Origin of the sequence: Phreatobacter sp. (assembly GCF_052440005.1) — a bacterium.
Lineage (GTDB): Bacteria > Pseudomonadota > Alphaproteobacteria > Rhizobiales > Phreatobacteraceae > Phreatobacter.
The window spans coordinates 109,752-132,350 of record NZ_JBQVQL010000001.1 but is presented as its reverse complement, the minus strand read 5'-3'; the positions used below and the strand labels follow the sequence as shown (position 1 = coordinate 132,350).

The following is a 22,599-nucleotide window of genomic DNA, read 5'->3' as shown; positions in this document are numbered from 1 at the left end:
ATCAGAACCGGGCCGGCGCGCGTCAGGACTTGCCCTGCGGTGCGTCGCCGGGGCCTCCCTCGCCGGCCGGCGCGCCCTTCGCCCGGCCGCGGCCACCCTTCCCGACGAAGAGTTTGTCCTTCCACTCCAGCGCCTTGACGATCTTCGAGCCGAGGCTGAGCAGTTGCACCAGCCGCTCCGTCTCCAGCCTTTCGATGTCGTCGTACCAGCCGGTGAGAAGCTCGATCACCCCGTGCATCTCCTGCATCCGCTCCTGGGCGAAGCGCTCCTCCTCGGAGGCCGGGCTCTGCATCAGAAGCTCCCGCAGCACGGTCAGGGTCGGGTCGATCTCGCGGCGCTTGCGCTGCTCCACCAGCTTGCGGACGATGGCCCAGATGTCGTCGAGGGTCGTGTAGAAGTCGCGGCGCTCGCCGGGCACGTGCTTCAGCCGGATGAGCTCCCAGCTCTGCAGCTCCTTCAGCGCCATGGCGACGTTCGACCGCGCGACGCCGACCGCGTCCACGAGATCGTCGGCACAGACCGGCCGGTTGGCGAGGAAGATGACGGCATAAACCTGGCCGACGGTGCGGTTGATGCCCCAGCGCGACCCCATCTCGCCGAAATGCAGCACGAAGGCCTGGATGAGCGGCGGCAGGTTCATGGGTCGCCCGTCTGAATTTTCAGGATTTTCTGAAGTAACAGCCCCGACAGAGGGGGTCAACGCGACCGACGCGTCCGATATGATGTTGCCTTGGAGCTGAATTAATCACCCCAAATCTTCTGCGAGGTCGCTTTGTCACACACCAGATTTCCACCAATCGATCCTCGTAAGTTGGGTGCTCATAAAGAACTAGACATGCCGCTGTTCTCGCTTCTTGCGAGCCTAACAAGCTCGGCGGACAAATTTACCCATTGTGTTCTTCTATTCGACCACACAGAGAGCCTCATTGCCCAAGCCGCAGCCGCAAAGGGCAACCCAGAAGACATTCGGCACTCTTACGAACTTTATAGGGCAAGCCGCGACGCTTTTGTTGCTGCTCGCAGTGTTTATAGCTCTTGGCTACGAGCCGCCGCCAACGAGGCCGCAATGACCTTGCATGATATCGGCACGACGATTGAGGATTTGGACGAAGCCTTAGCAAGCTCGGGGCTTCTAGGGTCCGCCCCATTGGCGGAAGCGAAACGACTGATGGGCAAACACTTCGCTCATTGGGTAGCGATAAGGCACTCAGTAGCCCACCAACGCGATCTTGCAAAAGCGGCACGGAAAAATAGCTTGAAAGGAAAGATGCGCAGCCCTTTCTTTTCAAAAGAAGCGGGATCAGAGCTTTTCATCGGCTCCACGCTACATGGAAGAACGTTGAACACAACTCGGAAAGGGACGTTACTAACGCTCGATATATCTCATGAGAATGATACAAAAATTGAAGATATACTGCGGGCCATCCGCACTGCGATAAGTCCATTATACTTTGAGGATCGCGAATTCGGATAACGCGCCAACCAGAGGGCACGCACACGTCTCGGGTAGAGGCAACAAACTACTATGGGAAGGCGGCCGTCAGTCAGAACCCAGCTTGCGGTCACGCACAGATGCTAGGGTTCGAATGGTGGGTGATGAAGGACTCGAACCTTCGACCCGCTGATTAAGAGTCAGCTGCTCTACCAACTGAGCTAATCACCCACGCCCGCAAGCCCGAGGGGCTGCGCGGGAGCCGGGTGACTACCAGACACCGGGGGCCCTGTCCAGAACGCCCGCCAACTTTTTCGTCGGGCGCAATGCACCGTCACGCGGCAGGGTTAGCGGCGGGCCAGAGCCAGGCTGCGCCGCGCACGCCGGAGGAGTCGCCATGCACCGCCTTGACGATGGGCGTGGTGCAGGCGTCGGAGAAGACATAGGGCACCATGGCCGGCGGCAGGTCGGCATAGAGCGAGGGAACGTTGCTCATGCCGCCGCCCACCACGACGACGTCGGGGTCGATGAGATTGACGACCTGGGCGAGGCCGCGGGCTAGGCGCGACACGTAGCGTTCGTAGGACGCGCGGGCCACCGCGTCGCCGGCCGCCGCCATGGCGACGATCTCGGGGGCCGGGACGGGCGATCCCGTGGCGCGGCGGTAGTCGTCGGCGAAGCCCGTGCCCGAGACCCAGGTCTCGAGACAGCCCTTCTGCCCGCAATAGCAGGACGGCGCCTCTACGACCTCGTCGACAGTCGGCCAGGGAAGCGGATTGTGCCCGAACTCGCCGCCGATGAGATGGCGGCCGCGCAGCACCTTGCCGTCGATGACGATGCCGGATCCTGCACCGGTCCCGATGATCAGGCCGAACACCACCCCGGCCCCGGCGGCAGCGCCGTCGACGGCCTCCGAGAGGGCGAAGCAATTGGCGTCGTTCTCGAGCCGCACCTCGCGGCCGAGGGCGGCTGCGAGGTCCTTGTCGAGCGGATGGCCGATGAGGACGGTGGTGTTGGCGTTCTTGATGAGCCCGGTGGCGGGCGACAGGGAGCCGGGAATGCCGACCCCCACCGTGCCGGCCAGACCGAGCTCGGCCTCCACGCCGGTGACGAGGCCGGCGATGGCCGCGACGATGGCGCCGTAGTCGTGGCGCGGGGTCGATACCCGGCGGCGCATGAGCTCCCGGCCCTGGTCGTCCAGGGCCAGAATCTCGATCTTGGTACCGCCGAGGTCGATGCCGATGCGCATGCTGTGGTGCTTACTCCGCGGCGACGATGCCGTGCTGCGGATGCAGGCGCTCGCGCTTGGCGATCAGCTTGTTCAGCGCCGACAGATAGGCCTTGGCCGAGGACACGAGCGTGTCCGGGTCCGCGCCCTTGCCGGTAAACGTGTTGCCGTCCGCCTGCAGCCGCACCGAAACCTCCGCCTGTGCATCCGTCCCCTGGGTAACGGCATGCACCTGATAGAGTTCCAGCACCGCCTCGTGCGGCACGATCGCCTTGATGGCGTTGAACACCGCGTCGACCGGCCCGTTGCCCGAGGCCTGGACGGTCTTGTGGACGCCGTCGAGGTCGAGGGTCAGGGTGGCGGCCTGCGGCCCCATCGTGCCGGCCACCACCAGCAGCGACATGACCTTCATGCGGTCCTGGCTATGGGCGATCTTCTCGTCCACCAGCGCCTCGATGTCCTCGTCGTAGATCACCTTCTTGCGGTCGGCGAGCTCCTTGAAGCGCACGAAGGCGTCTTCCAGCTGGTTGTCGGACAGCTGGTAGCCGAGGTGCTTCAGCTTGTCCTTGAAGGCGTTGCGCCCCGAGTGCTTGCCCATGACCAGCGAGGTCGATTTCACGCCGACCGAATCCGGCGTCATGATCTCGTAGGTCTGGGTGTTCTTCAGCATCCCGTCCTGGTGGATGCCGCTCTCGTGGGCGAAGGCGTTCCGCCCGACGATGGCCTTGTTGTACTGGACCGGGAACGAGGTGACCGTCGAGACGAGCTTGGAGGCCCGCGTCAGCATTTTCGTGTCGATGCCGGTCTCATAGGGGAAGATGTCGTTGCGCGTCCGGATCGCCATGACGATCTCTTCCAGCGCCGCGTTGCCGGCCCGCTCGCCGATACCGTTGATCGTGCACTCGATCTGCCGCGCGCCGCCCTCGACGCCGGCGATGGAATTGGCCACGGCCATGCCGAGATCGTTGTGGCAATGGACCGAGAACACCGCCTTGTCGGCGTTCGGCACGCGGGCGCGCACCATCTCGAACAGGGCCTTGTACTCGTGCGGCGCGGTGTAGCCGACCGTGTCGGGGCTGTTGATGGTGGTGGCGCCGGCCTTGATCGCCGCTTCCACGCAGCGGCAGAGGAAGTCGTGCTCGGTGCGGGTGCCGTCCTCGGCCGACCATTCCACGTCGTCGACCAGGTTGCGGGCGCGGGTGACGGAGGCCACCACCATGGCCAGGACCTCGTCCGGCGACTTCTGCAGCTTGTGCTTCATGTGCACCGGCGAGGTCGACAGAAAGGTGTGGATGCGCGGACGGCGGGCATGGCGTACCGCCTCGCCGGCACGGTCGATGTCGTTCATGCCGGCCCGGGCGAGGCCGGTGACGACGGCGTTCTTCACCCGCTTGGCGACGGCGACGACCGCCTCGAAGTCGCCGATGGAGGCGATGGGGAAGCCCGCCTCGATGATGTCGACGCCCATCTCGTCGAGGACGTCGGCGACCTGGAGCTTCTCCTCCAGCGTCATGGTGGCGCCGGGGCACTGCTCGCCGTCGCGCAGGGTGGTGTCGAAGATGACGACGCGGTCCTTGGGGGACGGGCTGGTGGTGTTGGTCATGGGTCTCGTCCTTGCTGCGGGCCGCGGCGGCGTTCAGCGCCTCACTTCGCAGGCCCCCGGTTGCGGGTTGCGGTGGCGTGATCCCCTGAGCGCCAAGGCCATATGGCCCTGCCGGTGCTCAGGGGCGGATAAGCAGAAGGAGGGAAAGCGAGGGCGTGGCGCTGAAAGCGCGAAGGCTGATCGGTGCGGGCGCACGGACGATCGGCACGGACGATCCTCGGACAAAGGCGGCTCCAGGGCCGCTGGTGGTTCTGACTAGCTGATCCGGGGGGTCGGACGCAAGCGTGAAGTCAGGAACCGCGCCGTTCGGCCGATGGCGTTAACCCCTGCAACGGGCCGGGAACGGAGCATGACCGAATCGCCGACCTCCCGGTGTTCCGCTTCCGTCCGGTCAAACAATCGGTGTCGAAGGGGCCGTTCTTGCCGACGATCCACGGGGTTTCCCCACGCCATCCGCCGTGCCGTTAACGACCCCGTCCCGAAACGGGGCTTGTGGAGAGACTCACGTGCGCGTGCGCGATTCCGCGTAGATGTTGATCAGCACGCCCGCCACCACGATGGCGGCGCCGAGCAGCACGGCGGCCTCGGGCTGCTCGCCATAGACCAGCCAGCCGATGAGGCCGATGAGCGGCACCCGCAGGAAGTCGATGGGCGTCACCACGATGGCGTCGCCGTGCCGGAAAGCGTTGGTGAGGCAGTAGTGCGCGGTGAAGCCGCAGACCCCGATGCCGAGCAGCGGCAGCCACTGGGAGAGCGCGAGCTTGCCGAGGAAGAAGGCCGGCTCGCCGACCACCATGTTGGCGGCGAGGTTCAGCGGCAGCTGGATGACGTTCATCCAGAACATGATGGTCCAGGTCGAGTTGGTCGCGGTCAGGAACTTCGTCGTCGTCTGCTGCACGCCGAAGCAGATGGCCGCCGCCGCCACCGCCAGCGCCTCCGGGCGGAAGCTGTCGAAGCCCGGGCGCAGGATGACGAGCACGCCGAGGAAGCCGAACACCAGCGCCGCGGCGCGCGCCGCCGTCATCCGCTCGCCGAGGAAGAGCACCGCGAAGATGGCCACCCAGGTCGGCGTCGTGAACTCGATGGCGAAGACGGTGGCGAGCGGCAGCACGGTCAGCCCGTAGGCCCACAGCGCCTGTCCGCCGAAGTGGATCGTGTTGCGCATGACGTGGATGCCGGGACTCGTCGGCCGGATGCGCTGGCCTGCGTCCGGCGCCGCCACCATCATCGCCGCGAGAATGACGAGGCCGCCGATGTTGCGCAGGGCGAGGATCTCGAACACGGTGAGCGTGCCGTGCAGCGCCCGGATCGACAAGGCGATGGCGGAGAAGGACAGGAGCGTTCCAGCCATCCAGAACACGACGAGGACGAAGCTGCGCTGCGGCTTGGATGTCATCGGGCCTCGGGGGCGATCGCGAGCGGGGCTCACCTTCTAGTCCGGCCAAGGCCGGCGGACCCGTGCGAATTTCGCAGATGGGCCCGTTGCGCGGTTGACGCGCCGAAACCACGCGACTATACACGCCGATCCGTGGCGGCCCCGTGCCGCCGCTCTCGTTTTCTCGTGCCCCGGCCAAGCCGGGGCCAGCCGCCGGGACAAGACCCATGGCCAATACGGCATCCGCGAAGAAGGCCGCCCGCGTCATCGCGCGGCGCACCGCAGTCAACCAGGCGCGCCGCTCGCGCATGCGCACCTTCCTGCGCAAGCTCGAGGACGCCATTGCCTCCGGCGACAAGACCGCCGCCTCCGCCGCCTTCCAGGCCGCGCAGCCGGAGATCATGCGGGCCGCCCAGAAGGGCGTGCTCCACAAGAACACCGCTTCCCGCAAGGTCTCGCGTCTCGCGACCCGCATCGCCAAGATCGGCGCCTGAGCCCTTCCCGCCGGCGCCCCAGCGCGCTGCGACATCGTTCCGAAAGCCCGGCCTCGCGCCGGGCTTTTTCGTTGGCGCAGCGGGAGACGAGGGTGACGCAGGGGAGCCGTTGCGATTCGGCAACAGAAGGCCGTCAACCTCCTTTTTTTATCACGCCCCCTTCCGTGGCAGGGAGGGCGACCCTGAACCGGCTAAAGGCACGTCAGGAAAACAATTCAGATTCCAGTTGGTTAGCCGGGGGACGGAATCGTTCCGGCCCCGAAATGCGGCGACCGCGTGTCCGCCGCTCCCCCTCCCGGCCGCCTCCCCAGGCCGGAGTCAGCCGGGGTCCCGACAGGGCCGATTTGAAATTGGCCGATTCATCAGGGGCTTGAAAAGCCGGTCTCCGCAAACCCAAATCCCGGGGGGAGTCAAGCGACCGGCCTTAACCATTTATTAATGGAATTCCGTTGCCGGGTCCGAAGCCCCTGTGTATCAATCGGGTCACTCGGGGGGGCCACCTCGGGCTTCATGGAAGAGCTGACGCGCGGCGCCCGCAACATCGGGCATGGGAGAGTTTTGCCTCAGTCGAGGCCAATTCACTCCTTCAGCCGCTTCAGTATTCGGCCTGAAGCCGGAGGTGAAGATTTCGGGCTGCGGTCGACCCACTGCAGCCGGGGCACCCCTCTGAGCTGAACAACTTTGAAACAACTGAGGCGCGCGGCCATGATGTGGACGCGTGGGTGGACAATGTCGCATGTGCAAGAGGCCGGTTATGCCGGCGACGTCACACCACAGGACAGCCTCGACGCCCTGATGCAGGACGCCGCCGCCCAGTTGGTCGACGTCCGCACGACGGCGGAGTGGGCCTATATCGGTGCACCTGACCTGAAGGCTGTCGGGCGCGAGCCGATCCGCATCGAATGGCAGGTATTTCCCGCGATGGGCGTCAACCCGGATTTCGCGACCGCTCTCGCCGCCAAGCTGGCCGAGCGCGGTGTCCCGAAGGATGCCCCGCTCTATTTCCTCTGCCGGTCCGGCATCCGTTCGAAGGCTGCCGCCATTGCCATGACCGCGGCGGGCCATTCCCGCTGCTACAACGTCAGCGGCGGCTTCGAGGGCCCGCATGACGAGCAGGGACATCGCGGCACGAAGGCCGGCTGGAAGGCCGCGGGCCTGCCCTGGGTCCAGCCCTGAGGGCTGCCGGCCTCATCACGATCTGGCGTGATCCCCGCGTACCCACCCCCTGAAATTTCATCCACCGGACTTTTTGACTGGAGACCATCGTGTTTGCCACTTCCGAACGTGTCCGCGAACCGACCGAAGGCAAGACCGATACGATGAGCGATTCCATGCGTGCAGGAGCGATCTGGGAGCGCGTCGGGCGGCGTCTGCGCGCCGAACTCGGTGAGGATGTTTTCTCGAGCTGGTTCAAGAGCATCGAGATCGATCTGGCGGAGACCGACGCGGTCCGCCTGTCCGTGCCCACGCGCTTCCTGAAGAGCTGGATCGACCATCACTACAAGGACCGCATCATCGCCCGCTGGTCCGAGGAAGCCGGTCAGCCCGTGGCCATCGAGGTCATCGTCCGCACGGCGGCCGGTGCCCGCACCGTGTCCCGCCCGCGTCCCGTCGAGGAGGCGGCCCGCCCGGCTGCCCCCGCCCCGGCGCCGCAGCGCCATGACGGGACTCACCTCTCGGCGGCCCAGAACACGCTCGGCGGCTCGCCGCTCGACCCGCGCCTGACCTTCGAGACCTTCGTGCAGGGCCGCTCCAACACGCTCGCCCGCGCCGCAGCCCTCCAGGTCGCGCAGTCGCGGCCGTCCGACGCGGTGCTGTTCAACCCGCTCTATATCCATGCCGGCGTCGGCCTCGGCAAGACGCACCTGCTGCAGGCCGTGGCCGGCACCGCGCAGGCAGGCGGCCGGCGGGTGCTCTATCTGACGGCGGAGAAATTCACCTTCGGCTTCGTCGCCGCCCTGAAGAACCAGACCGCCATCGCCTTCAAGGAGGCGCTGCGCAACATCGATCTCCTCATCATCGACGACCTCCAGTTCCTGCAGGGCAAGCAGACCCAGGCCGAGTTCTGCCACACGCTGAACGCGCTGATCGACGCCGGCCGCCAGATCGTCGTCGCCGGCGACCGGCCGCCCTCCGACCTCGAGAACCTCGACGAGCGGGTCCGCTCGCGCCTCGCCGGCGGCCTGACCGTGGAGATCGGCGCGCTGGACGAGAACCTGCGCTTCGATATCCTCAAGCAGAAGCTCGCCCATGCCCGGGCCCAGCACCCCGGCTTCGACGTGCCGCCGACGGTGATGAGCTACGTCGCCAAGAACGTGACCCAGAACGGCCGCGACCTCGACGGCGCCTTCAACCGGCTGATCGCCACCAACCGCCTCACCAACCAGCCTGTGACCATCGAGATGGCCGAGCGCTCCATCCGTGACCTCGTCCGCATCGCCGAGCCGAAGCGGGTGAAGATCGAGGACATCCAGAAGATCGTGGCGCAGCACTACAACGTCAGCCGCTCGGACATCCTGTCCTCCCGGCGCACCGCCACCGTGGTCCGCCCGCGCCAGATCGCCATGTATCTGGCCAAGACCATGACCCTGCGTTCGCTGCCCGAGATCGGCCGGCGCTTCGGCGGCCGCGACCACACGACCGTGCTGCACGCCGTGCGCAAGATCGAGGGCCTTGTCGGCCAGGATCCGGCCTTGAGCGAGGAAGTGGAAGCCCTGAAGCGCCGCCTCAACGATTGAGGCGGCGAGCCGTCAGCACTGGCCCGGGCCGCGGCGATAGGGCTGCGCGTCCCGCTGGGCAGCGGCGAGCGCGGCCGCCGCATCTCCCTCGGTGCGAGCGCTCGAGAAGGCGTTCTCGTAGGCCGTGACCCCCACCGACGTCATGGGTCCGGAATCGAAGCCGATGCGGAAGAGCCGCTGGTTGAGGCGCGGGTCGTAGCCCACCGCCTCCACCGCCCTGACGCAGAAACTCCCCACCGTCACGACACGGATGGAGACGGTGAGGCGGTTGTTGCGGGAATCGATGTCCCCGCGGCCGCCGCCGAGGCCGCCCCCATCGTTGAACTGGGCCTGCACGGGGAGCGCCGCCAGCGCAGTGCCGAGGACGAGGGCCGCGGCGGCGAGGCCGGCGCTGAGGCGGGTGCGGATCGTGGGCATGGGGTCTCTCCGTCGAGAAGCCGGCGCTATCCCCGATAGATCGGGCCTCGGGGCCGCGAAGGCAAGGCGCGATCGCCGGTTTCGGGCCGCGCGCGGTCCCACGGCGCCCGGGAACACGGAAAAGGCCGTGGATAGCCCCACGGCGGCTGGCCTTGCCCTTGCATCATGTTGCGCCGCGGGGTTGACTGACGCCCCTTGTTTTCGGGGCGTGGGATCGCCTGCGCCTCCTCGAGTCGTTTGGAGCAGCATTGATGAAGGTCACCGTCGAGCGGGCCCAGCTCCTGAAATCCCTCGGCCACGTCCACCGGGTCGTCGAACGGCGCAACACCATCCCCGTTCTGTCGAACGTGCTGATGAAGGCGGACGGCGCCTCCCTCCGGCTCAAGGCGACCGACCTCGACATCGAGGTGGTGGAGACCCTGCCCGCCGAGGTCGCGACTGCCGGCGGCACCACGGTCCCCGCCCACATGATCTACGACATCGTCCGCAAGCTCCCCGACGGCTCGCAGATCCAGCTCGAGATGATCGGCGACAAGGGCACCCTGGCCGTCAAGGCGGGACGCTCGCGCTTCACCCTGCAGACCATCCCCGAGAGCGATTTCCCGGACATCGCCGCAGGCGACATGTCGCACAGCTTCCAGCTGCCCGCCGGCCACCTGAAGCGGCTCATCGACAAGACGCAGTTCGCCATCTCCACCGAGGAGACGCGCTACTATCTCAACGGCATCTTCCTCCACGTGGTGGAGAAGGGCGGCCAGAGCCTGATCCGCGCCGTCGCCACCGACGGTCACCGCCTCGCCCAGGTGGAGTTCGAGGCGCCCGCCGGTGCCGCCGGCATGCCGGGCGTCATCGTGCCCCGCAAGACCGTGGCCGAGGTCCAGCGCCTCGCCGACACGCCGGACGCGAGCGTCACGGTCGAGCTCTCCACCGCCAAGGTGCGCTTCCGCTTCGGCGAGACGGTGCTGACCTCCAAGCTGATCGACGGCACCTTCCCGGATTATGCCCGCGTCATTCCGCTGGCCAACGACAAGATCCTCACCGTCGAGAAGGGCGAGTTCGCCGCGGCCGTCGACCGTGTCTCAACCGTCTCTTCCGAGCGCGGCCGGGCCGTGAAGCTCTCGGCCGGCGACGGCAAGCTGACCTTGTCGGTGACTAACCCCGATTCCGGCAGCGCGACGGAAGAGCTGGAGGTCTCCTACGAGGCCGACGGCATCGATATTGGCTTCAACTCGCGCTACCTGCTCGACATCACCAGCCAGATCGACGGCGACACCATCGAGCTGAAGCTGGCCGATCCGGGCTCGCCCACCCTCATCCACGACCCCGCCGGGCCGGGGGCCCTCTACGTGCTCATGCCGATGCGGGTCTGACGGCGGTGGCCGCCATCCGCATCGACGGCAAGGCCGTCGCCACCCGCCTTCTCGCCGATGTGAAGGAGCGCGCCGCCGCCTTCGCCGCCGCCAAGGGCCGCCCTCCCGGCCTCGCCGTGGTGCTGGTGGGCGAGGACCCCGCGAGCCAGGTCTATGTGCGCAACAAGGGCCGCGAGGCCGAGGCCGCCGGCTTCCGCTCCGAGCAGCACACGCTCCCCGTGACGACGGGCGAGGCGGACCTTCTCGCGATCGTCGCGAAGCTCAACGCCGATCCGGGCATCGACGGCATCCTCGTGCAGCTGCCGCTGCCGAAGGGCATCGACACTGACCGCGTCCTCCTCGCCATCGACCCGGCCAAGGACGTCGACGGATTTCACCCCATCAATGTCGGCCTGCTCGGCTCGGGCGCCGCCGAGAAGGCGCTCGTGCCCTGCACCCCCGCTGGCTCGGTGATCCTCGTCGAGAGCGTGCTCGGCCCCTCCCTCGCCGGTAAGCACGCCGTCGTCGTCGGCCGCTCCAACATCGTCGGCAAGCCGGTCGCCCAGCTCCTGCTCCAGCGCGACGCCACCGTCACCATCGCCCATTCCCGCACCGCCGACCTGCCCGCCCTCTGCCGCACGGCAGACATCCTGGTGGCGGCTGTGGGACGGCCCGAGATGGTACGCGGCGACTGGGTGAAGTCCGGCGCGGTCGTCATCGACGTCGGCATCAACCGCATTCCCGCCCCCGAGAAGGGCGAGGGCAAGACGCGCCTCGTCGGCGACGTCGCGACCGAGGAGGCGGCTGTCCACGCCGCCGCCATCACCCCGGTGCCGGGCGGCGTCGGGCCGATGACCATCGCCCTCCTGATGGCGAACACCCTGGCGGCCGCCCATCTGCGGGAGGGCCTGCCCCGCCCTCCCCTCGGCGCCTGACGGAGGCCGGGATGGCGCAGCGCTTCGTGGTGATCGGAGCCGGCGCCATCGGATGCCGGGTGGGCGGCGCCCTCGCCGCAGCGGGGGCGGACGTCACCTTCGTCGCCCGTGGCCGGCGCTCGGCCGATCTCGCGGCCCATGGCCTCGCCGTCACGGATCTCGAGGGCGCCACCCGCCTCCTGTGTCCCGACCGCTTTCGCCTCGCCGCGGCGGCCGCCGAGGCGGCGACCATGGACGGCGCGGACCCCGTCCTCCTCCTCTGCACCAAGGGCGGTGCGACCGCCGAGGCGGCGGCCGAAGCCGGCGCGGCCTTCGCGCCCGGCACCCCGGTCCTGTCGCTCCAGAACGGCGTCGACAATATCGGCCGCATCCGCGCCGCGGCGCGGGACCTCCAGGCTCTCGCCGCCATGGTGCCGTTCAACGTCACCCTAGACAGGGACGAGAGCGGCCGGCTCGTCGCCCGGCAGACCACGTCCGGCGAACTGCACGCCGAGGACCATGCGGTGACCCGCGCCCTCGCGCCGCTCTTCGCCGCGGCGGGCCTGCGGCTTACCCTCGTCGCCGACATGGTACCGGTGCAATGGGGCAAGCTGCTCCTCAACCTCAACAACCCGGTCAACGCCCTCTCCGGCCTCCCGCTGCGCGCCGAACTGATGGACCGCGACTGCCGCCGCGCCCTCGCCGCCCTGCAGGACGAGGCGCTCGCTGTGATGAAGGCCGCCGGCATCCGGCCCGCGAAGATCGGCGCCGCTCCGCCACGCCTCATCCCGACCATCCTGCGCCTGCCGACCTTCGCCTTTTCCCGCATCGCCGCGTCCATGCTGACGATCGCGCCGACAGCCCGCTCCTCCATGGCCGACGACCTCGCCGCGGGACGGCCGACCGAGATCGACGACCTCTGCGGCGCCGTGGTGCGCCTCGCGGCGGCCGCAGGTCTCACGGCGCCGCGCAACGCGGCCATGGTCAGGCTCGTCTCGGGCCGGCGGCCCGGCGCGGCGATGAGCGGCCGCGACATCCTCGCAGCCGTCACCGCGGCCTGACCGCCTGCCGCCTTCAACCTTGATTTTGGGCGCCGGAGGCTCGATATCCGGGCCACCCTTTTCCATCACAGGCGAGATGCCATGACCAACCCGAAGAACGGGCACGACGAAGTGCCGATCGACGAGGCCGACCAGACCGCCGAGGCCGGCGAGACCGTGGAGACGCTGGCCGATGCCGGCCCCGCCCTGCTCGCCGCCGCCCAGGCCGAGGCGCGCGACATGAAGGACCGCATGCTCCGCACCCTCGCGGAGATGGAGAACCTGAGGAAGCGCACCGAGCGCGAGGTGGCCGACGCCCGCACCTATGGCGTCACCTCCTTCGCCCGGGACATGCTGAACGTCGCCGACAACATGCGCCGCGCCTTCGAGACCCTCCCCGAGGAGGCCCGCCCCGCCGAAGGTCCGCTCAAGGCCTTCATGGAGGGCATCGACCTCACAGAGCGCGAGCTCCTGAAGACCCTCGAGAAGCACGGCGTGAAGAAGATCGCGCCGGACGGGCAGAAGTTCGACCCGAACCTGCACCAGGCCATGTTCGAGATCCCCAACGCCGAGGTGCCGAAGGGCACCGTGGTGCAGACCGTTCAGGCCGGCTTCGTCATCGGCGAGCGCGTGCTGCGCCCGGCCCTCGTCGGCGTCTCCACCGGCGGTCCGAAGGCCGCCCCGCAGGCCGCCGCCTCCGACGACGCCTGACCGCCATGACCGGGCTCCTGCCCTGGCTGGAATGGGCAGGGGTCGCGGTCTTCGCCCTCACCGGCGCCCTGGTGGCGGCGCGCAAGCAGATGGACCCCTTCGGCTTCGTCCTGCTCGGCACCGTCACCGGCATCGGCGGCGGCACCCTGCGCGACGTCCTCCTCGGCGTCAGGCCGGTGCCATGGATCCTCGACCCCGCGGTGGTGATCATCTGCGCGGCGGTCTCGCTCGCAGCCTTCGTCTCCGCCCATCACTTCGAACGGGAGGGCCGCACCCGCGTCATCCTCTGGGCGGACGCCCTCGGCCTCGCGCTCTTCACCGTGACCGGCACCGCCAAGGCGCTGGAGGCCGGCGCGCCGGCCATCTCCGCCGTGCTGCTCGGCGTCGTCACGGCGACCTTCGGCGGCATCATCCGCGACATCCTCGCCGGCGACGTGCCGCTGGCGCTGCGCCGCGACGTCTATGTCACGGCCTCGCTGGCCGGCGCCGTCGCCTTCGCCCTGGCGAACCGCTTCGTCTCGCCGGACCTCGACGACCTCGTCGGTTTCGTCGTGGTCTTCGCCATCCGCGGTCTCGCCATCCGCCACGGCTGGTCTCTGCCGACCTATGGCCGGCGGGATGGGTGAGGGGCGGCAAATAGGATTATTGTCCTTGACAGCGTGACGCTGTTCGGGTAGAGATTGGGCACGTTCGAGAACTGCAGCTGAACTGGCGATCTGCACTGCGCAAGTGCGTCCTTCGAGGCTCGCTGTCGCTCGCACCTCAGGATGAGGACGGTCGGCTTACGGCATCGGGCAAGCCTGACGCGTGGCACCCGGCGCGCAACGCACCCCCCATCCTCATCCTGAGGTGCGAGCCCCGGCCATGCGTCAGCATGGTCCGGCGCGAGCCTCGAAGGACGCACTCCGGCGGTGCAGTGCGCCAAACCGGCCTGACCCCTCACCGCCCTGCGAGCAGCTCCCGGATCTTCTCCACCAGTTCGCCGCGCTTCGCCGCGAACTGCGCCGGGCGGGAGGCGCGCCATTCGGCATTGTCGGTGATGGTCTTGGCGGCCTCGGCGCCGGCGACGAGGTCCTTGATCATGACCATCTCGCCATCGGGATGGTCGCGCTCGTTGGACCCCTGGATGATCACGGCCGGCGCGTTGCGGCGGTCGGCATATTTCATCTGCGCCTTCATGCCTGAGGAACCGAGATACATCTCCGCGCGAATGGGCGGATCGGCTTTCCGGAGGTCTGAGACAATGCCCTGATAGTGCGCGATCTGGTCGCGGTCCATGACGAGGACGACGACCGGACCGACGGGCTTTTCCGCCCCGAGCTTGCCGAGGGACTTCAGGGCCGCCGCGAGGCGCGAGACGCCGATGGAGAAGCCGGTGGCCGGCACCTCCTCGCCGCGGAAACGGGCGACGAGCCCGTCATAGCGCCCACCGCCGGCGACCGAGCCGAAGCGCACCACCTGGCCGTCGTCGTTGGTGACGGGGAAGGTCAGCTCCACCTCGTAGACCGGGCCGGTGTAGTACTCGAGGCCGCGAACGATGCCCATATCTACTTTGATACGATCCGCACCGTAGCCAGCTCGTTCAACCAAATAGCGGATTTCGTTCAGCTCACGTAAGCCCTCCTGGAAAGTCTCGTTCAACCAAAGGGCGTTGGAAAAAAGCGCATTCGTTGGAGCAGAGAACATAATGCCCCCCTTCATTCCCGCGAGTTCTGGATTGTCGCGAGGAACAATGGCAGCGCTGGGATTGTGATAGGTCTCTGTCTGCAGGAAACCGATTACATGGTCCGCTGCTTCCGGCGATAAGCCCGCGCCCTTGGTGAAGTCGCCACTCTCGTCCTTGCGCCCGGCACCCAACAGCAGCTTCACGCCTTCGGGACCGAATTTATCGAGCTTGTCGATAGCCCGCAGCACTGTCAGCCGACGTCCCGCATTCTCCGGTCCGCCGAGGTCAACCGCCTCAAGTAGTCCGTCGAGCACCTTGCGGTTGTTGACGCGCACGACGTAGTCGCCGCGGGCGATGCCGAGCTTCTCCATCGTGTCGGCCGCCATCATGCAGATCTCGGCATCGGCCGCGGGCGAGGCCGAGCCCACCGTGTCGGCATCGAACTGCATGAACTGGCGGAAGCGGCCCGGTCCCGGCTTCTCGTTGCGGAAGACATAGCCGGCGCGATAGCTGCGATAGGGCTTGGGCAGCGCGTCGAAATGCTCGGCGACATAGCGGGCGAGCGGCGCGGTGAGGTCGTAGCGCAGCGACAGCCACTGCTCGTCGTCGTCCTGGAAGGAGAAGACGCCCTCGTTCGGCCGGTCCTGGTCGGGCAGGAACTTGCCGAGCGCATCGGTGAACTCGATGGCCGGGGTCTCCACCGCCTCGAAGCCGTAGAGCTCGTAGACCCCGCGGATGGTGTCCAGCATGGCGTTGACGCCGGCGATCTCGGCGGCGTCGCGGTCGACGAAGCCGCGCGGCAGGCGGGCGAGCGTGCCGGGCTTCTTCTTCGGGGTCTCGGACATGGCGGTCTTCCGGCAGTAACGTGAGGCGGCTTGCTAGCGCACCCTCAGGTCGATGTCGACCGCGGCCCGGTCGGGGTCGCGCCGGACATGGGCGAAATAGACCACCTGGGTGGGCGTGCGGGCGCCGAACCGCGCCGTCCAGGCCGAGACCGGCGCGCGGGAGAGGCCGTGCACGAGCCGCACGGGACCGCCCGCTGCGGCATTCGCGCCCGTGCGCTGCACCAGGCGCTGGCCGTTGACCCAGAGGGCGAGGCGGCCGTCAGCCCCGGCCGACCAGCGTTGGTCGATCAAGACGTCGTGCCAGCGCTGGGTGAGGGCGTTCGCCGGCACCACCACCACCTCGCCGCCGGCCGCAGGCCCCGAGGCGACGAGGCCCGCCTCCCGCCAGTCCAGTGCGAGAAGCACGCGCTCGCCCTGCACGAGCTTTGCGAGCGTCACGGTGATCCCGGGCGTCGCCGTCGTGCCGCGCGGGATGAAGAGGGAGAGCGCGGTGAAGGCCTCTGTGCCCGGCGCGATGCCGGGGCCCGCCTCGCTGAGTTCCGCCCGTTCCGTATCGGCCGGACAGGGCGCGCCGCACTCGCCCGCCCTGAGCTCGAAGCGGGTGGTGACGACGCCCGGCAGCCGCACCGGGTGGGGCTGCGCCACCTCCATCACGGCGTGGCCGCCGCCCGCCGCCTGCCGCGCAAAGCCGGGAAAGTCCTGCGCCAGCACGGGGCCGGCGGCGATCAGTCCCCCCAGGACGAGGCCGGCAAGCCTCACCGGCGGACCGCGAAGGTGAGATCGAAGGCGGTCTGCTTGTTCCCCGCCCGGTCGCGCACCGTGGTGCGCACCACATAGTCCCCGGGTTCGAGGCCGGAGAAGGAATAGGTCACATAGAGGAAGAACTCGCGGTTGCGGCGGCGGCTGGCTGTGGCGATCGTGTTGAAGGCCTGCTGGGCCACCAGCGACTGGCCGTCGGCGCGGCGCAGCTCGAAATCGAGCACCAGGTCGGTGCGGAAGATGTCGCCGGAGCGCCGCCAGCCCTGCCCCGCCAGCTCGGCATAGACGAGCAGCGGCTGGCCGATTTCGAAGCTCGTGGAATCCCGCGGGTTGAAGACGCCGTAGCCCTGCGGCTCCTCGGCGACGAAGGTGGCACGGCGGATCGTCAGCGGCATCTTCTCGGAAATGGCGATGGCCGCCTCGTCGAGGGCGTCCAGCGCCTCCACCGCCCGGCCTGCGGCGGCGGCCTCCTGTGCGCGGCGCGCCTCGGCGGAGATGTCGGTCGGCGTCGGGCCGAGCGGGGCGGGCGCGACCCGGTCCGGCGCCTGCTGGGTGGGCGTCACCTGCTGGGTCTGGGCCGCGGCGGGGAGGGCGGCGAAGAGGGCGAGCGCGGCGAGGACCGGGATCGAAACGGGCGAACGCATGGACACGAGGCTCCTCCGGACGAATCGACCGGCAGGATAGCATGGCCGCCCGGACCCGCCCCGCCGCAGCCGCAAGAGCCGCGAAAAACCGGTCCAAACGCTTGGCAAGACATCGGAATACCGTCGGGATGCGCAGGGGCGGCATGGCGGCAATGTGTCGGCAGCCGGGCGTAACGGTGGCCCAGCCCCTTCCGTAACCGCCTGTCGAACGCTATCTCCCCGGACTATGCCGGGCCGGAGCGGCGTGCTTTGCTCCCCGCCCCTCGCCTTCGCATCCGCATCAGGACCCCTGCATGGCCCGCGATACAGTCGACCTGACGCCCATCGAATCCCGCGACGAACTGGTCGCCTGGATCGAAAAGGGCGTCAAACCGAAGGACAGGTTCCGCGTCGGGACCGAGCACGAGAAGTTCGGCTTCTACCGCAACGACAACAGCCCGGTGCCCTATGAGGGGCCGCGCGGCATCCGCGCCATCCTCGAGGGGATGGAGGGACTTCTCGGCTGGGAGCCGATCCTCGACGGCGAGAACATCATCGGCCTCGCCGACGTCACCGGCGGCGGCGCCATCTCGCTGGAGCCGGGCGGCCAGTTCGAACTCTCCGGCGCGCCGCTTGAAACGCTGCACCAGACCTGCATGGAGGCCCACGCCCATTTCGCCCAGGTGCGCGAGATCGCCGACCCCATGGGCATCGGCTTCCTCGGCCTCGGCATGAGCCCGAAATGGACCCGGGCCGAGACGCCGGTCATGCCGAAGTCGCGCTACCAGATCATGACGCGCTACATGCCGAAGGTCGGCACGCTCGGCCTCGACATGATGTACCGGACCTCGACCGTGCAGGCGAACCTCGACTTCGCCTCGGAAGCCGACATGGTCAAGAAGCTGCGTGTGTCGCTCGCCTGGCAGCCGGTGGCCACCGCCATCTTCGCTAATTCGCCCTTCACCGAGGGCAAGCTCAACGGCTACCTCTCCTTCCGCTCGGCCGTCTGGATGGACACCGACAACAACCGCGCCGGCATGCTGCCCTTCGCCTTCGAGGACGGCATGAGCTTCGAGCGCTATGTCGACTACGCCCTCGACGTCCCGATGTATTTCATCAAGCGCGGCGACACCTATATCGACGTCGCCGGCTCCTCCTTCCGCGACCTCCTGGCGGGGAAGAACCCGGCGGCCCCCGGCGAGCGGGCCGTGCTCTCCGACTGGGTGAACCATGTCGGCACCATCTTCCCGGAGGTCCGTCTCAAGCGCTATCTCGAGATGCGCGGTGCCGATTCAGGCCCCCTGTCGCGGATCGTGGCGCTGCCCGCGCTCTTCGTCGGCCTGCTCTACGATGACGGCGTGCTCGACGCCGCCTGGGACCTCGTCAAGGACTGGACGGCGGAAGAGCGGCAGAAGCTGCGCGACGACGTACCGAAGCTCGGCTTCAAGGCGGAGATCCGCGGCCTGACGGTGGGCGAACTCGCCCGCGAGATGCTGACGCTGGCCCGCACGGGCCTGCGCCGCCGCGACCGGCTCGACATGAACGGCTGCGACGAGACGCGCTATCTCGATCCGATCCAGGCCATCGTCGACGACGGCCGCACCGCCGCCGAGGCGCTGATCGAGAAATATCTCGGTCCCTGGCAGGGCCAGATCGACCGGGTCTTCGAGGAACAGGCGTACTGAGGCTGGCGGGCTGTCTGACTGTCCGGTTGCCCGGGGTTGAACCGTGCGCGACGGCACCCTGCATCGGCGAAGTGCGCCTTTCGAGGCTCGGGCTTGGCCCTCGCACCTCAGGATGAGGTGGGTGGTGACTTGCACTTCGGCTGGATGACGCGGATGTGGTCGAGCGGCCCACCACGCTGATGCCGGTCACCACGATCCTCATCCTCAGGTGCGAGGCCCCGGCGATGCGTCAGCATCGTCCGGTGACGAGCCTCGAAGGACGCACTTCATGGGTGCAGGCGATTGCCTGCCCCACCACCTGTGCGTCATGCCCGGCCTTGTGCCGGGCATCCACGCATTCTCTTGTGACCGTGGTGTTCAAGTCGTGGATGCCCGGGACGAGCCCGGGCATGACGCGGCGAAGGCGGTGGCAAGTCCACCGCACCGCACGCCTCCCCTCCTCACTCCGCCGCCTGGGCGTGCTCCGTGAGGTTGTCGAGGCTCGACACCACGTGATCCGCCAGCGCCTCGGCGAGCTGGGACATCTCATGCGGATTGCGCAGCAGCGCGACACTGACCGAGGGCAGCGCCGGGAAGCCGTCCGAGGGCTGCAGCACCCGCATGCCGGGCCGGAGCGCCGATTCCGGCAGCACCGAAACAGCGAGGCCCGCCATGACCGCCGCACCGACGGCGGCTGCGTTCCAGCTGGCATAGAGGATGCGGTAGGAGCGCCCGGCCCCCTCCAGCCGCTCGGTGGCGGCGCGGCGCCAGTCGCAGGTCGGCCGCCCGACCGCGAGCGGCACGGGGTCGTCGCAGTGCACGGAGGAGCGGGCGGACGCGACCCACAGGAGCTGCTCGCGGCGGAAGACCAGCGCCGGGCCCTTCTGCGGCGTGTGGGTGATGATGGCGATGTCGAGCTCGTTCGCCTGGATCCGCTCGGCGAGCATGGACGACGGCTCGCAAATGACGGTGACCTCGGCACGGGGGTTGGACCGCGAGAAGCGCGCCAGGATCTCCGGCAGGTAGCGGTCGGCATAGTCGTCGGGAACGCCGAGGCGCACGCGGCCCGTCAGCTCGGCGGTGGCGAAGGCGGAAACCGCCTCGAGGTTCAGCTTGACGATGCGGCGGGCATAGTCGAGCAGCCGTTCGCCGTCCTCGGTAAGGCGCGAGGCGCGGCCGTCGCGCTCGAACAGGGATTTGCCGATCCGCTCCTCCAGCCGCTTCATCTGCATGGAAACGGCCGACTGGGTCTTGAACACCACGTCCGCGGCGCGGGTGAAGCTGCCGGTGTCGGCTATGGCCATGAACGTGCGCAGCTGGTCGATATCGAGAAGAATGGCCATTGGCGCGCCCCCGAGACGTCACATCATCAACGCTGATGATAGAGATTAAAAACATTCGCTTCAATGATCAATTGGCCTGTGACATTCTGTCCTCATCGGCACATGCCCCCGTGGACCGGGTGACACACCCGGACGTTTGCGTCACCCGACGCCGGCGAGGGGACAGGCGTGCCGACGTCCGACCCGCCGAGGAGAGCCCCCATGCCGATGTTCGCCGCCACCCTTTCGTCCACCGTCCTCTCGGTGGCCGCTGTCGTGCGCCGCCAGATCGTGGCTTTCCGCAATTGGCGCGAGGCCCGCGAGAGCTACGCCGCCCTCTGCGACATGGACGAGCGCACGCTCCATGACCTCGGCCTGACGCGGAGCGACCTTCGAGACGCCACGGCGGCCGGGTATTTCGGCGATCCCACGCAGGTGATCGCCGCCCGTGCAAGCGAGCGCCAGGGCCGCCGCTCCGGCCTCGGTACGGCCCGCCAGCTCAGCGGTCCGCCGCTGGTGCCCGACGTCGGCGCCGCCCTGTCGCGCACCGTTCCCTCCATGTGAGGGCGCGCCCGCGCCCTTCACGACCCACAGCCTGTCCGGGAAGAAGCCGTCCCCTCGCGTTCGCTTCCCTGACAACCTCGAGCCGCCGCGTGCCCCGCGGCGGCTCTTTTTTCGTGGCCTGCTGCCACGACGGGGACCCCTGCCCTATGCGGCGGGGCGCGGGCCCGCTAGAGCAACGGACCCCGAGCGCGAATCCATGACCCTTGCAGGCCTCCCCGCAGACTGGACCTTCTACGCCGTCGGCGGCCTCGCCACCTTCCTCATGGGGCTCGGCAAGGGCGCCTTCGGCGGCGGCCTCGCCATTCTCGGCATTCCGCTACTGGCACTCGTCATGGATCCGATCCAGGCGGCCATCGTCACAGCACTGCTGGTCGCCTTCATGGACGTCTTCGCCCTGGCGTCCTTCCCGCGCACGGCCTGGTCGAAGGCGGACCTCACCTGGATCATGCCGGGCTTCCTCGGCGGGCTCCTCCTCGGCTTCCTCGTCTTCGAATATGTCGACCGCCGCTGGGTCGCCTTGGGCATCGCGCTGATCACGCTCGCTTTCACCCTCGACTATTTCATGCGACGCGGCGCTGCCGTGAAGGTGCTGCCCGTCTCGCCGCTGCTCGCCAATGCGGCCGGGGCCGGCGCCGGCTTCACCACCTACATCGCCCATGCCGGCGGGCCGCCCATGGCCATGTATCTGCTGCGGCGCGGGCTGACGAAGACCGAATATGCCGCCACCACAGTGGCCATCTTCACCGTCGGCAACGTCGTGAAGCTGCCCGGCTACGTCTATTCCGGCCTCGGCGAGCCCGGCGTCTTCGTCAAGGCGCTCGCCCTCGCACCGGTCGTGCCGATCGGCGTCCTCGTTGGCCGGCGCCTCCACGACGCCCTGCCCCGCCAGCAGCTCTTCACGCTCTGCTATGTCCTCGTCGGCCTCGCCGGCACCAAGCTCCTCTTCGACGCATCGCGCGCCCTGTGGTGGCCATGACCCCCTCGACCTTCGCCGGCCACCGCTTCGCGCCCTTCATCGTCGCCGCCCTCGGCATCTTCCTGCTGTCGGTGATGGACGCGCTGATCAAGGGCGTGGCCAATGCCCATCCGACGGCCCAGATCGTCTTCATGCGCTATGCCTGCGGCATGCCCTGGGCGATCGCCTTCTTCCTGTGGACGAGGCCTCCGGCCCCGAGCGGCGAGATGGTGCGCGCCCATCTCCTGCGCGGCGTGCTCGTCACCATCACCGCCTTCCTGTTCTTCTACGCGCTCGCCACCCTGCCGCTGGCCGAGGCGATCACGCTGGCCTTCCTGTCGCCGCTGTTCCTCGCGGTGCTCGCCTCGCTGATCCTCAAGGAGGCGATCCAGAAGCCGGTGCTCATCGCCATTCTCGTCGGCTTCGTCGGCATGGCGATCATCGTCGCCGGCAAGGTCGGCGGCGGGGAGTTCGATCTGATCCGCGTCCTCGGCATCGCCGCAGCGGTGTCCTCGGCGCTGGCCTATGCCGCCAATCTCGTGCTGCTGAGAAAGCGCGCCCAGACCGATCCCTTCGGCCTCATCATCCTGTTCCAGAACCTCTTCCCCCTCCTCATCATCGCCCCCTTCGCCTGGGTCGTCTGGGAGGTGCCGGAGGCGCGGTCCTGGTGGATCTTCCTCGGCATCGGCGCCTTCGGGCTCGCCGGCCACCTCTGCATGGCCTGGGCCTTCAAGCATGCCGCCGCCGGGCCGCTCGGCGTCATCGAATACACCGCCCTCATCTGGAGCGCCGGCCTCGGCTATCTCGCTTTCTCGGAAGTGCCCGCCTGGACGACCTGGGCCGGCGCCGCGCTCATCATCTTCGCCTGCCTCACCGCCATGCGGCGGTCACGGACCTGAC

Annotated in this window: 22 protein-coding genes and 1 tRNA gene; 13 read left to right on the top strand and 10 right to left on the bottom strand. The window is 68.3% G+C overall.

Going from position 1 to position 22,599, the window contains the following annotated elements; genetic code table 11:
- Positions 1–22 precede the first annotated feature (22 nt).
- Entirely contained in the window at positions 23–640 is a 618-nt protein-coding gene (locus tag ACT6XY_RS00610; protein ID WP_444746403.1) for a GbsR/MarR family transcriptional regulator, read from the bottom strand.
- Positions 641–835: 195 nt separating this feature from the next.
- Between ACT6XY_RS00610 and ACT6XY_RS00605 the strand changes: the two genes are divergently transcribed.
- Complete coding sequence (locus ACT6XY_RS00605) at positions 836–1,474, top strand: hypothetical protein (protein ID WP_444746402.1); 639 nt, start codon at positions 836–838, stop codon at positions 1,472–1,474.
- Between the two features lie 113 nt (positions 1,475–1,587).
- Here ACT6XY_RS00605 and ACT6XY_RS00600 read toward each other — a convergent pair.
- From ACT6XY_RS00600 to ACT6XY_RS00585, 4 genes are all read right to left on the bottom strand, one after another.
- Positions 1,588–1,663 (bottom strand) — tRNA-Lys (locus ACT6XY_RS00600).
- Between the two features lie 103 nt (positions 1,664–1,766).
- The gene (locus tag ACT6XY_RS00595; protein WP_444746401.1) at positions 1,767–2,681 is read right to left on the bottom strand and encodes an ROK family protein; all 915 of its coding nucleotides are present in this window, start codon (positions 2,679–2,681) and stop codon (positions 1,767–1,769) included.
- Between the two features lie 10 nt (positions 2,682–2,691).
- Positions 2,692–4,263, bottom strand: a complete 1,572-nt coding sequence (locus ACT6XY_RS00590; protein WP_444746400.1) for a 2-isopropylmalate synthase — start codon at positions 4,261–4,263, stop codon at positions 2,692–2,694.
- Positions 4,264–4,765: 502 nt separating this feature from the next.
- Positions 4,766–5,659, bottom strand: coding sequence for a DMT family transporter (locus ACT6XY_RS00585; RefSeq protein ID WP_444746399.1), 894 nt, complete (start codon positions 5,657–5,659; stop codon positions 4,766–4,768).
- Positions 5,660–5,865: 206 nt separating this feature from the next.
- Here ACT6XY_RS00585 and rpsT point away from each other — a divergent pair, with 206 nt between their 5' ends.
- From rpsT to dnaA, 3 genes are all read left to right on the top strand, one after another.
- Complete coding sequence (gene rpsT, locus ACT6XY_RS00580; RefSeq protein ID WP_106751058.1) at positions 5,866–6,132, top strand: 30S ribosomal protein S20; 267 nt, start codon at positions 5,866–5,868, stop codon at positions 6,130–6,132.
- A gap of 729 nt (positions 6,133–6,861) precedes the next feature.
- Positions 6,862–7,308: a rhodanese-like domain-containing protein gene (locus ACT6XY_RS00575; RefSeq protein WP_444746398.1), complete on the top strand. Its 447-nt coding sequence runs from the start codon at positions 6,862–6,864 to the stop codon at positions 7,306–7,308.
- A 155-nt stretch (positions 7,309–7,463) separates the two neighbouring features.
- On the top strand, positions 7,464–8,870 hold the full coding sequence (gene dnaA, locus ACT6XY_RS00570) for a chromosomal replication initiator protein DnaA (RefSeq protein ID WP_444746420.1): 1,407 nt from the start codon (positions 7,464–7,466) through the stop codon (positions 8,868–8,870).
- A gap of 12 nt (positions 8,871–8,882) precedes the next feature.
- Here dnaA and ACT6XY_RS00565 read toward each other — a convergent pair whose 3' ends face one another.
- Positions 8,883–9,287: a hypothetical protein gene (locus ACT6XY_RS00565; protein WP_444746397.1), complete on the bottom strand. Its 405-nt coding sequence runs from the start codon at positions 9,285–9,287 to the stop codon at positions 8,883–8,885.
- A 251-nt stretch (positions 9,288–9,538) separates the two neighbouring features.
- Between ACT6XY_RS00565 and dnaN the strand changes: the two genes are divergently transcribed.
- The 5 genes from dnaN (at position 9,539) to ACT6XY_RS00540 (ending at position 13,927) form a co-directional block, all read left to right on the top strand.
- Positions 9,539–10,657, top strand: coding sequence for a DNA polymerase III subunit beta (gene dnaN / locus ACT6XY_RS00560; RefSeq protein WP_444746396.1), 1,119 nt, complete (start codon positions 9,539–9,541; stop codon positions 10,655–10,657).
- A gap of 14 nt (positions 10,658–10,671) precedes the next feature.
- A complete protein-coding gene (gene folD, locus ACT6XY_RS00555) occupies positions 10,672–11,571 on the top strand; it encodes a bifunctional methylenetetrahydrofolate dehydrogenase/methenyltetrahydrofolate cyclohydrolase FolD (RefSeq protein WP_444746419.1) in 900 nt (299 codons plus the stop codon).
- 11 nt (positions 11,572–11,582) lie between these two features.
- Entirely contained in the window at positions 11,583–12,611 is a 1,029-nt protein-coding gene (locus ACT6XY_RS00550; protein ID WP_444746395.1) for a 2-dehydropantoate 2-reductase, read from the top strand.
- 81 nt (positions 12,612–12,692) lie between these two features.
- On the top strand, positions 12,693–13,301 hold the full coding sequence (gene grpE / locus ACT6XY_RS00545; protein WP_444746394.1) for a nucleotide exchange factor GrpE: 609 nt from the start codon (positions 12,693–12,695) through the stop codon (positions 13,299–13,301).
- A 5-nt stretch (positions 13,302–13,306) separates the two neighbouring features.
- A complete protein-coding gene (locus ACT6XY_RS00540) occupies positions 13,307–13,927 on the top strand; it encodes a trimeric intracellular cation channel family protein (RefSeq protein ID WP_444746393.1) in 621 nt (206 codons plus the stop codon).
- Between the two features lie 313 nt (positions 13,928–14,240).
- On the opposite strand, the gene hisS is transcribed toward ACT6XY_RS00540, so the two are convergent.
- Genes hisS through ACT6XY_RS00525 form a run of 3 tightly spaced genes read right to left on the bottom strand, consistent with a single transcriptional unit; the run spans position 14,241 to position 17,221 of the window.
- The gene (gene hisS, locus ACT6XY_RS00535; protein WP_444746392.1) at positions 14,241–15,812 is read right to left on the bottom strand and encodes a histidine--tRNA ligase; all 1,572 of its coding nucleotides are present in this window, start codon (positions 15,810–15,812) and stop codon (positions 14,241–14,243) included.
- Positions 15,813–15,845: 33 nt separating this feature from the next.
- Complete coding sequence (locus tag ACT6XY_RS00530; protein ID WP_444746391.1) at positions 15,846–16,571, bottom strand: hypothetical protein; 726 nt, start codon at positions 16,569–16,571, stop codon at positions 15,846–15,848.
- The gene (locus ACT6XY_RS00525) at positions 16,568–17,221 is read right to left on the bottom strand and encodes a hypothetical protein (RefSeq protein WP_444746390.1); all 654 of its coding nucleotides are present in this window, start codon (positions 17,219–17,221) and stop codon (positions 16,568–16,570) included. Before ACT6XY_RS00525 ends, ACT6XY_RS00530 begins: the two co-directional genes overlap by 4 nt.
- A gap of 287 nt (positions 17,222–17,508) precedes the next feature.
- Here ACT6XY_RS00525 and ACT6XY_RS00520 point away from each other — a divergent pair, with 287 nt between their 5' ends.
- Positions 17,509–18,879: a glutamate--cysteine ligase gene (locus tag ACT6XY_RS00520; RefSeq protein ID WP_444746389.1), complete on the top strand. Its 1,371-nt coding sequence runs from the start codon at positions 17,509–17,511 to the stop codon at positions 18,877–18,879.
- A 440-nt stretch (positions 18,880–19,319) separates the two neighbouring features.
- On the opposite strand, the gene ACT6XY_RS00515 is transcribed toward ACT6XY_RS00520, so the two are convergent.
- Positions 19,320–20,201, bottom strand: coding sequence for a LysR substrate-binding domain-containing protein (locus tag ACT6XY_RS00515; RefSeq protein ID WP_106749546.1), 882 nt, complete (start codon positions 20,199–20,201; stop codon positions 19,320–19,322).
- Between the two features lie 201 nt (positions 20,202–20,402).
- Between ACT6XY_RS00515 and ACT6XY_RS00510 the strand changes: the two genes are divergently transcribed.
- From ACT6XY_RS00510 to ACT6XY_RS00500, 3 genes are all read left to right on the top strand, one after another.
- Positions 20,403–20,744 carry a DUF1127 domain-containing protein gene (locus ACT6XY_RS00510; protein WP_444746388.1) on the top strand — a complete coding sequence of 114 codons (342 nt, stop codon included), beginning with the start codon at positions 20,403–20,405 and terminating at the stop codon, positions 20,742–20,744.
- A 196-nt stretch (positions 20,745–20,940) separates the two neighbouring features.
- Positions 20,941–21,720 carry a TSUP family transporter gene (locus tag ACT6XY_RS00505; RefSeq protein ID WP_444746387.1) on the top strand — a complete coding sequence of 260 codons (780 nt, stop codon included), beginning with the start codon at positions 20,941–20,943 and terminating at the stop codon, positions 21,718–21,720.
- On the top strand, positions 21,717–22,598 hold the full coding sequence (locus ACT6XY_RS00500) for a DMT family transporter (protein ID WP_444746386.1): 882 nt from the start codon (positions 21,717–21,719) through the stop codon (positions 22,596–22,598). The genes ACT6XY_RS00505 and ACT6XY_RS00500 overlap by 4 nt, the downstream gene beginning before the upstream one ends.
- Position 22,599: the final 1 nt, after the last annotated feature.

Excerpts from the sequence above, each read along its gene's own strand:
- ACT6XY_RS00610 (WP_444746403.1), bottom strand. The coding sequence starts at position 640 with ATGAACCTGCCGCCGCTCATCCAGGCCTTCGTGCTGCATTTCGGCGAG.
- ACT6XY_RS00605 (WP_444746402.1), top strand. The coding sequence starts at position 836 with ATGCCGCTGTTCTCGCTTCTTGCGAGCCTAACAAGCTCGGCGGACAAA.
- ACT6XY_RS00595 (WP_444746401.1), bottom strand. The coding sequence starts at position 2,681 with ATGCGCATCGGCATCGACCTCGGCGGTACCAAGATCGAGATTCTGGCC.
- ACT6XY_RS00590 (WP_444746400.1), bottom strand. The coding sequence starts at position 4,263 with ATGACCAACACCACCAGCCCGTCCCCCAAGGACCGCGTCGTCATCTTC.
- ACT6XY_RS00585 (WP_444746399.1), bottom strand. The coding sequence starts at position 5,659 with ATGACATCCAAGCCGCAGCGCAGCTTCGTCCTCGTCGTGTTCTGGATG.
- rpsT (WP_106751058.1), top strand. The coding sequence starts at position 5,866 with ATGGCCAATACGGCATCCGCGAAGAAGGCCGCCCGCGTCATCGCGCGG.
- ACT6XY_RS00575 (WP_444746398.1), top strand. The coding sequence starts at position 6,862 with ATGTCGCATGTGCAAGAGGCCGGTTATGCCGGCGACGTCACACCACAG.
- dnaA (WP_444746420.1), top strand. The coding sequence starts at position 7,464 with ATGCGTGCAGGAGCGATCTGGGAGCGCGTCGGGCGGCGTCTGCGCGCC.
- ACT6XY_RS00565 (WP_444746397.1), bottom strand. The coding sequence starts at position 9,287 with ATGCCCACGATCCGCACCCGCCTCAGCGCCGGCCTCGCCGCCGCGGCC.
- dnaN (WP_444746396.1), top strand. The coding sequence starts at position 9,539 with ATGAAGGTCACCGTCGAGCGGGCCCAGCTCCTGAAATCCCTCGGCCAC.
- ACT6XY_RS00550 (WP_444746395.1), top strand. The coding sequence starts at position 11,583 with ATGGCGCAGCGCTTCGTGGTGATCGGAGCCGGCGCCATCGGATGCCGG.
- grpE (WP_444746394.1), top strand. The coding sequence starts at position 12,693 with ATGACCAACCCGAAGAACGGGCACGACGAAGTGCCGATCGACGAGGCC.
- ACT6XY_RS00540 (WP_444746393.1), top strand. The coding sequence starts at position 13,307 with ATGACCGGGCTCCTGCCCTGGCTGGAATGGGCAGGGGTCGCGGTCTTC.
- hisS (WP_444746392.1), bottom strand. The coding sequence starts at position 15,812 with ATGTCCGAGACCCCGAAGAAGAAGCCCGGCACGCTCGCCCGCCTGCCG.
- ACT6XY_RS00520 (WP_444746389.1), top strand. The coding sequence starts at position 17,509 with ATGGCCCGCGATACAGTCGACCTGACGCCCATCGAATCCCGCGACGAA.
- ACT6XY_RS00515 (WP_106749546.1), bottom strand. The coding sequence starts at position 20,201 with ATGGCCATTCTTCTCGATATCGACCAGCTGCGCACGTTCATGGCCATA.
- ACT6XY_RS00510 (WP_444746388.1), top strand. The coding sequence starts at position 20,403 with ATGCCGATGTTCGCCGCCACCCTTTCGTCCACCGTCCTCTCGGTGGCC.
- ACT6XY_RS00505 (WP_444746387.1), top strand. The coding sequence starts at position 20,941 with ATGACCCTTGCAGGCCTCCCCGCAGACTGGACCTTCTACGCCGTCGGC.
- ACT6XY_RS00500 (WP_444746386.1), top strand. The coding sequence starts at position 21,717 with ATGACCCCCTCGACCTTCGCCGGCCACCGCTTCGCGCCCTTCATCGTC.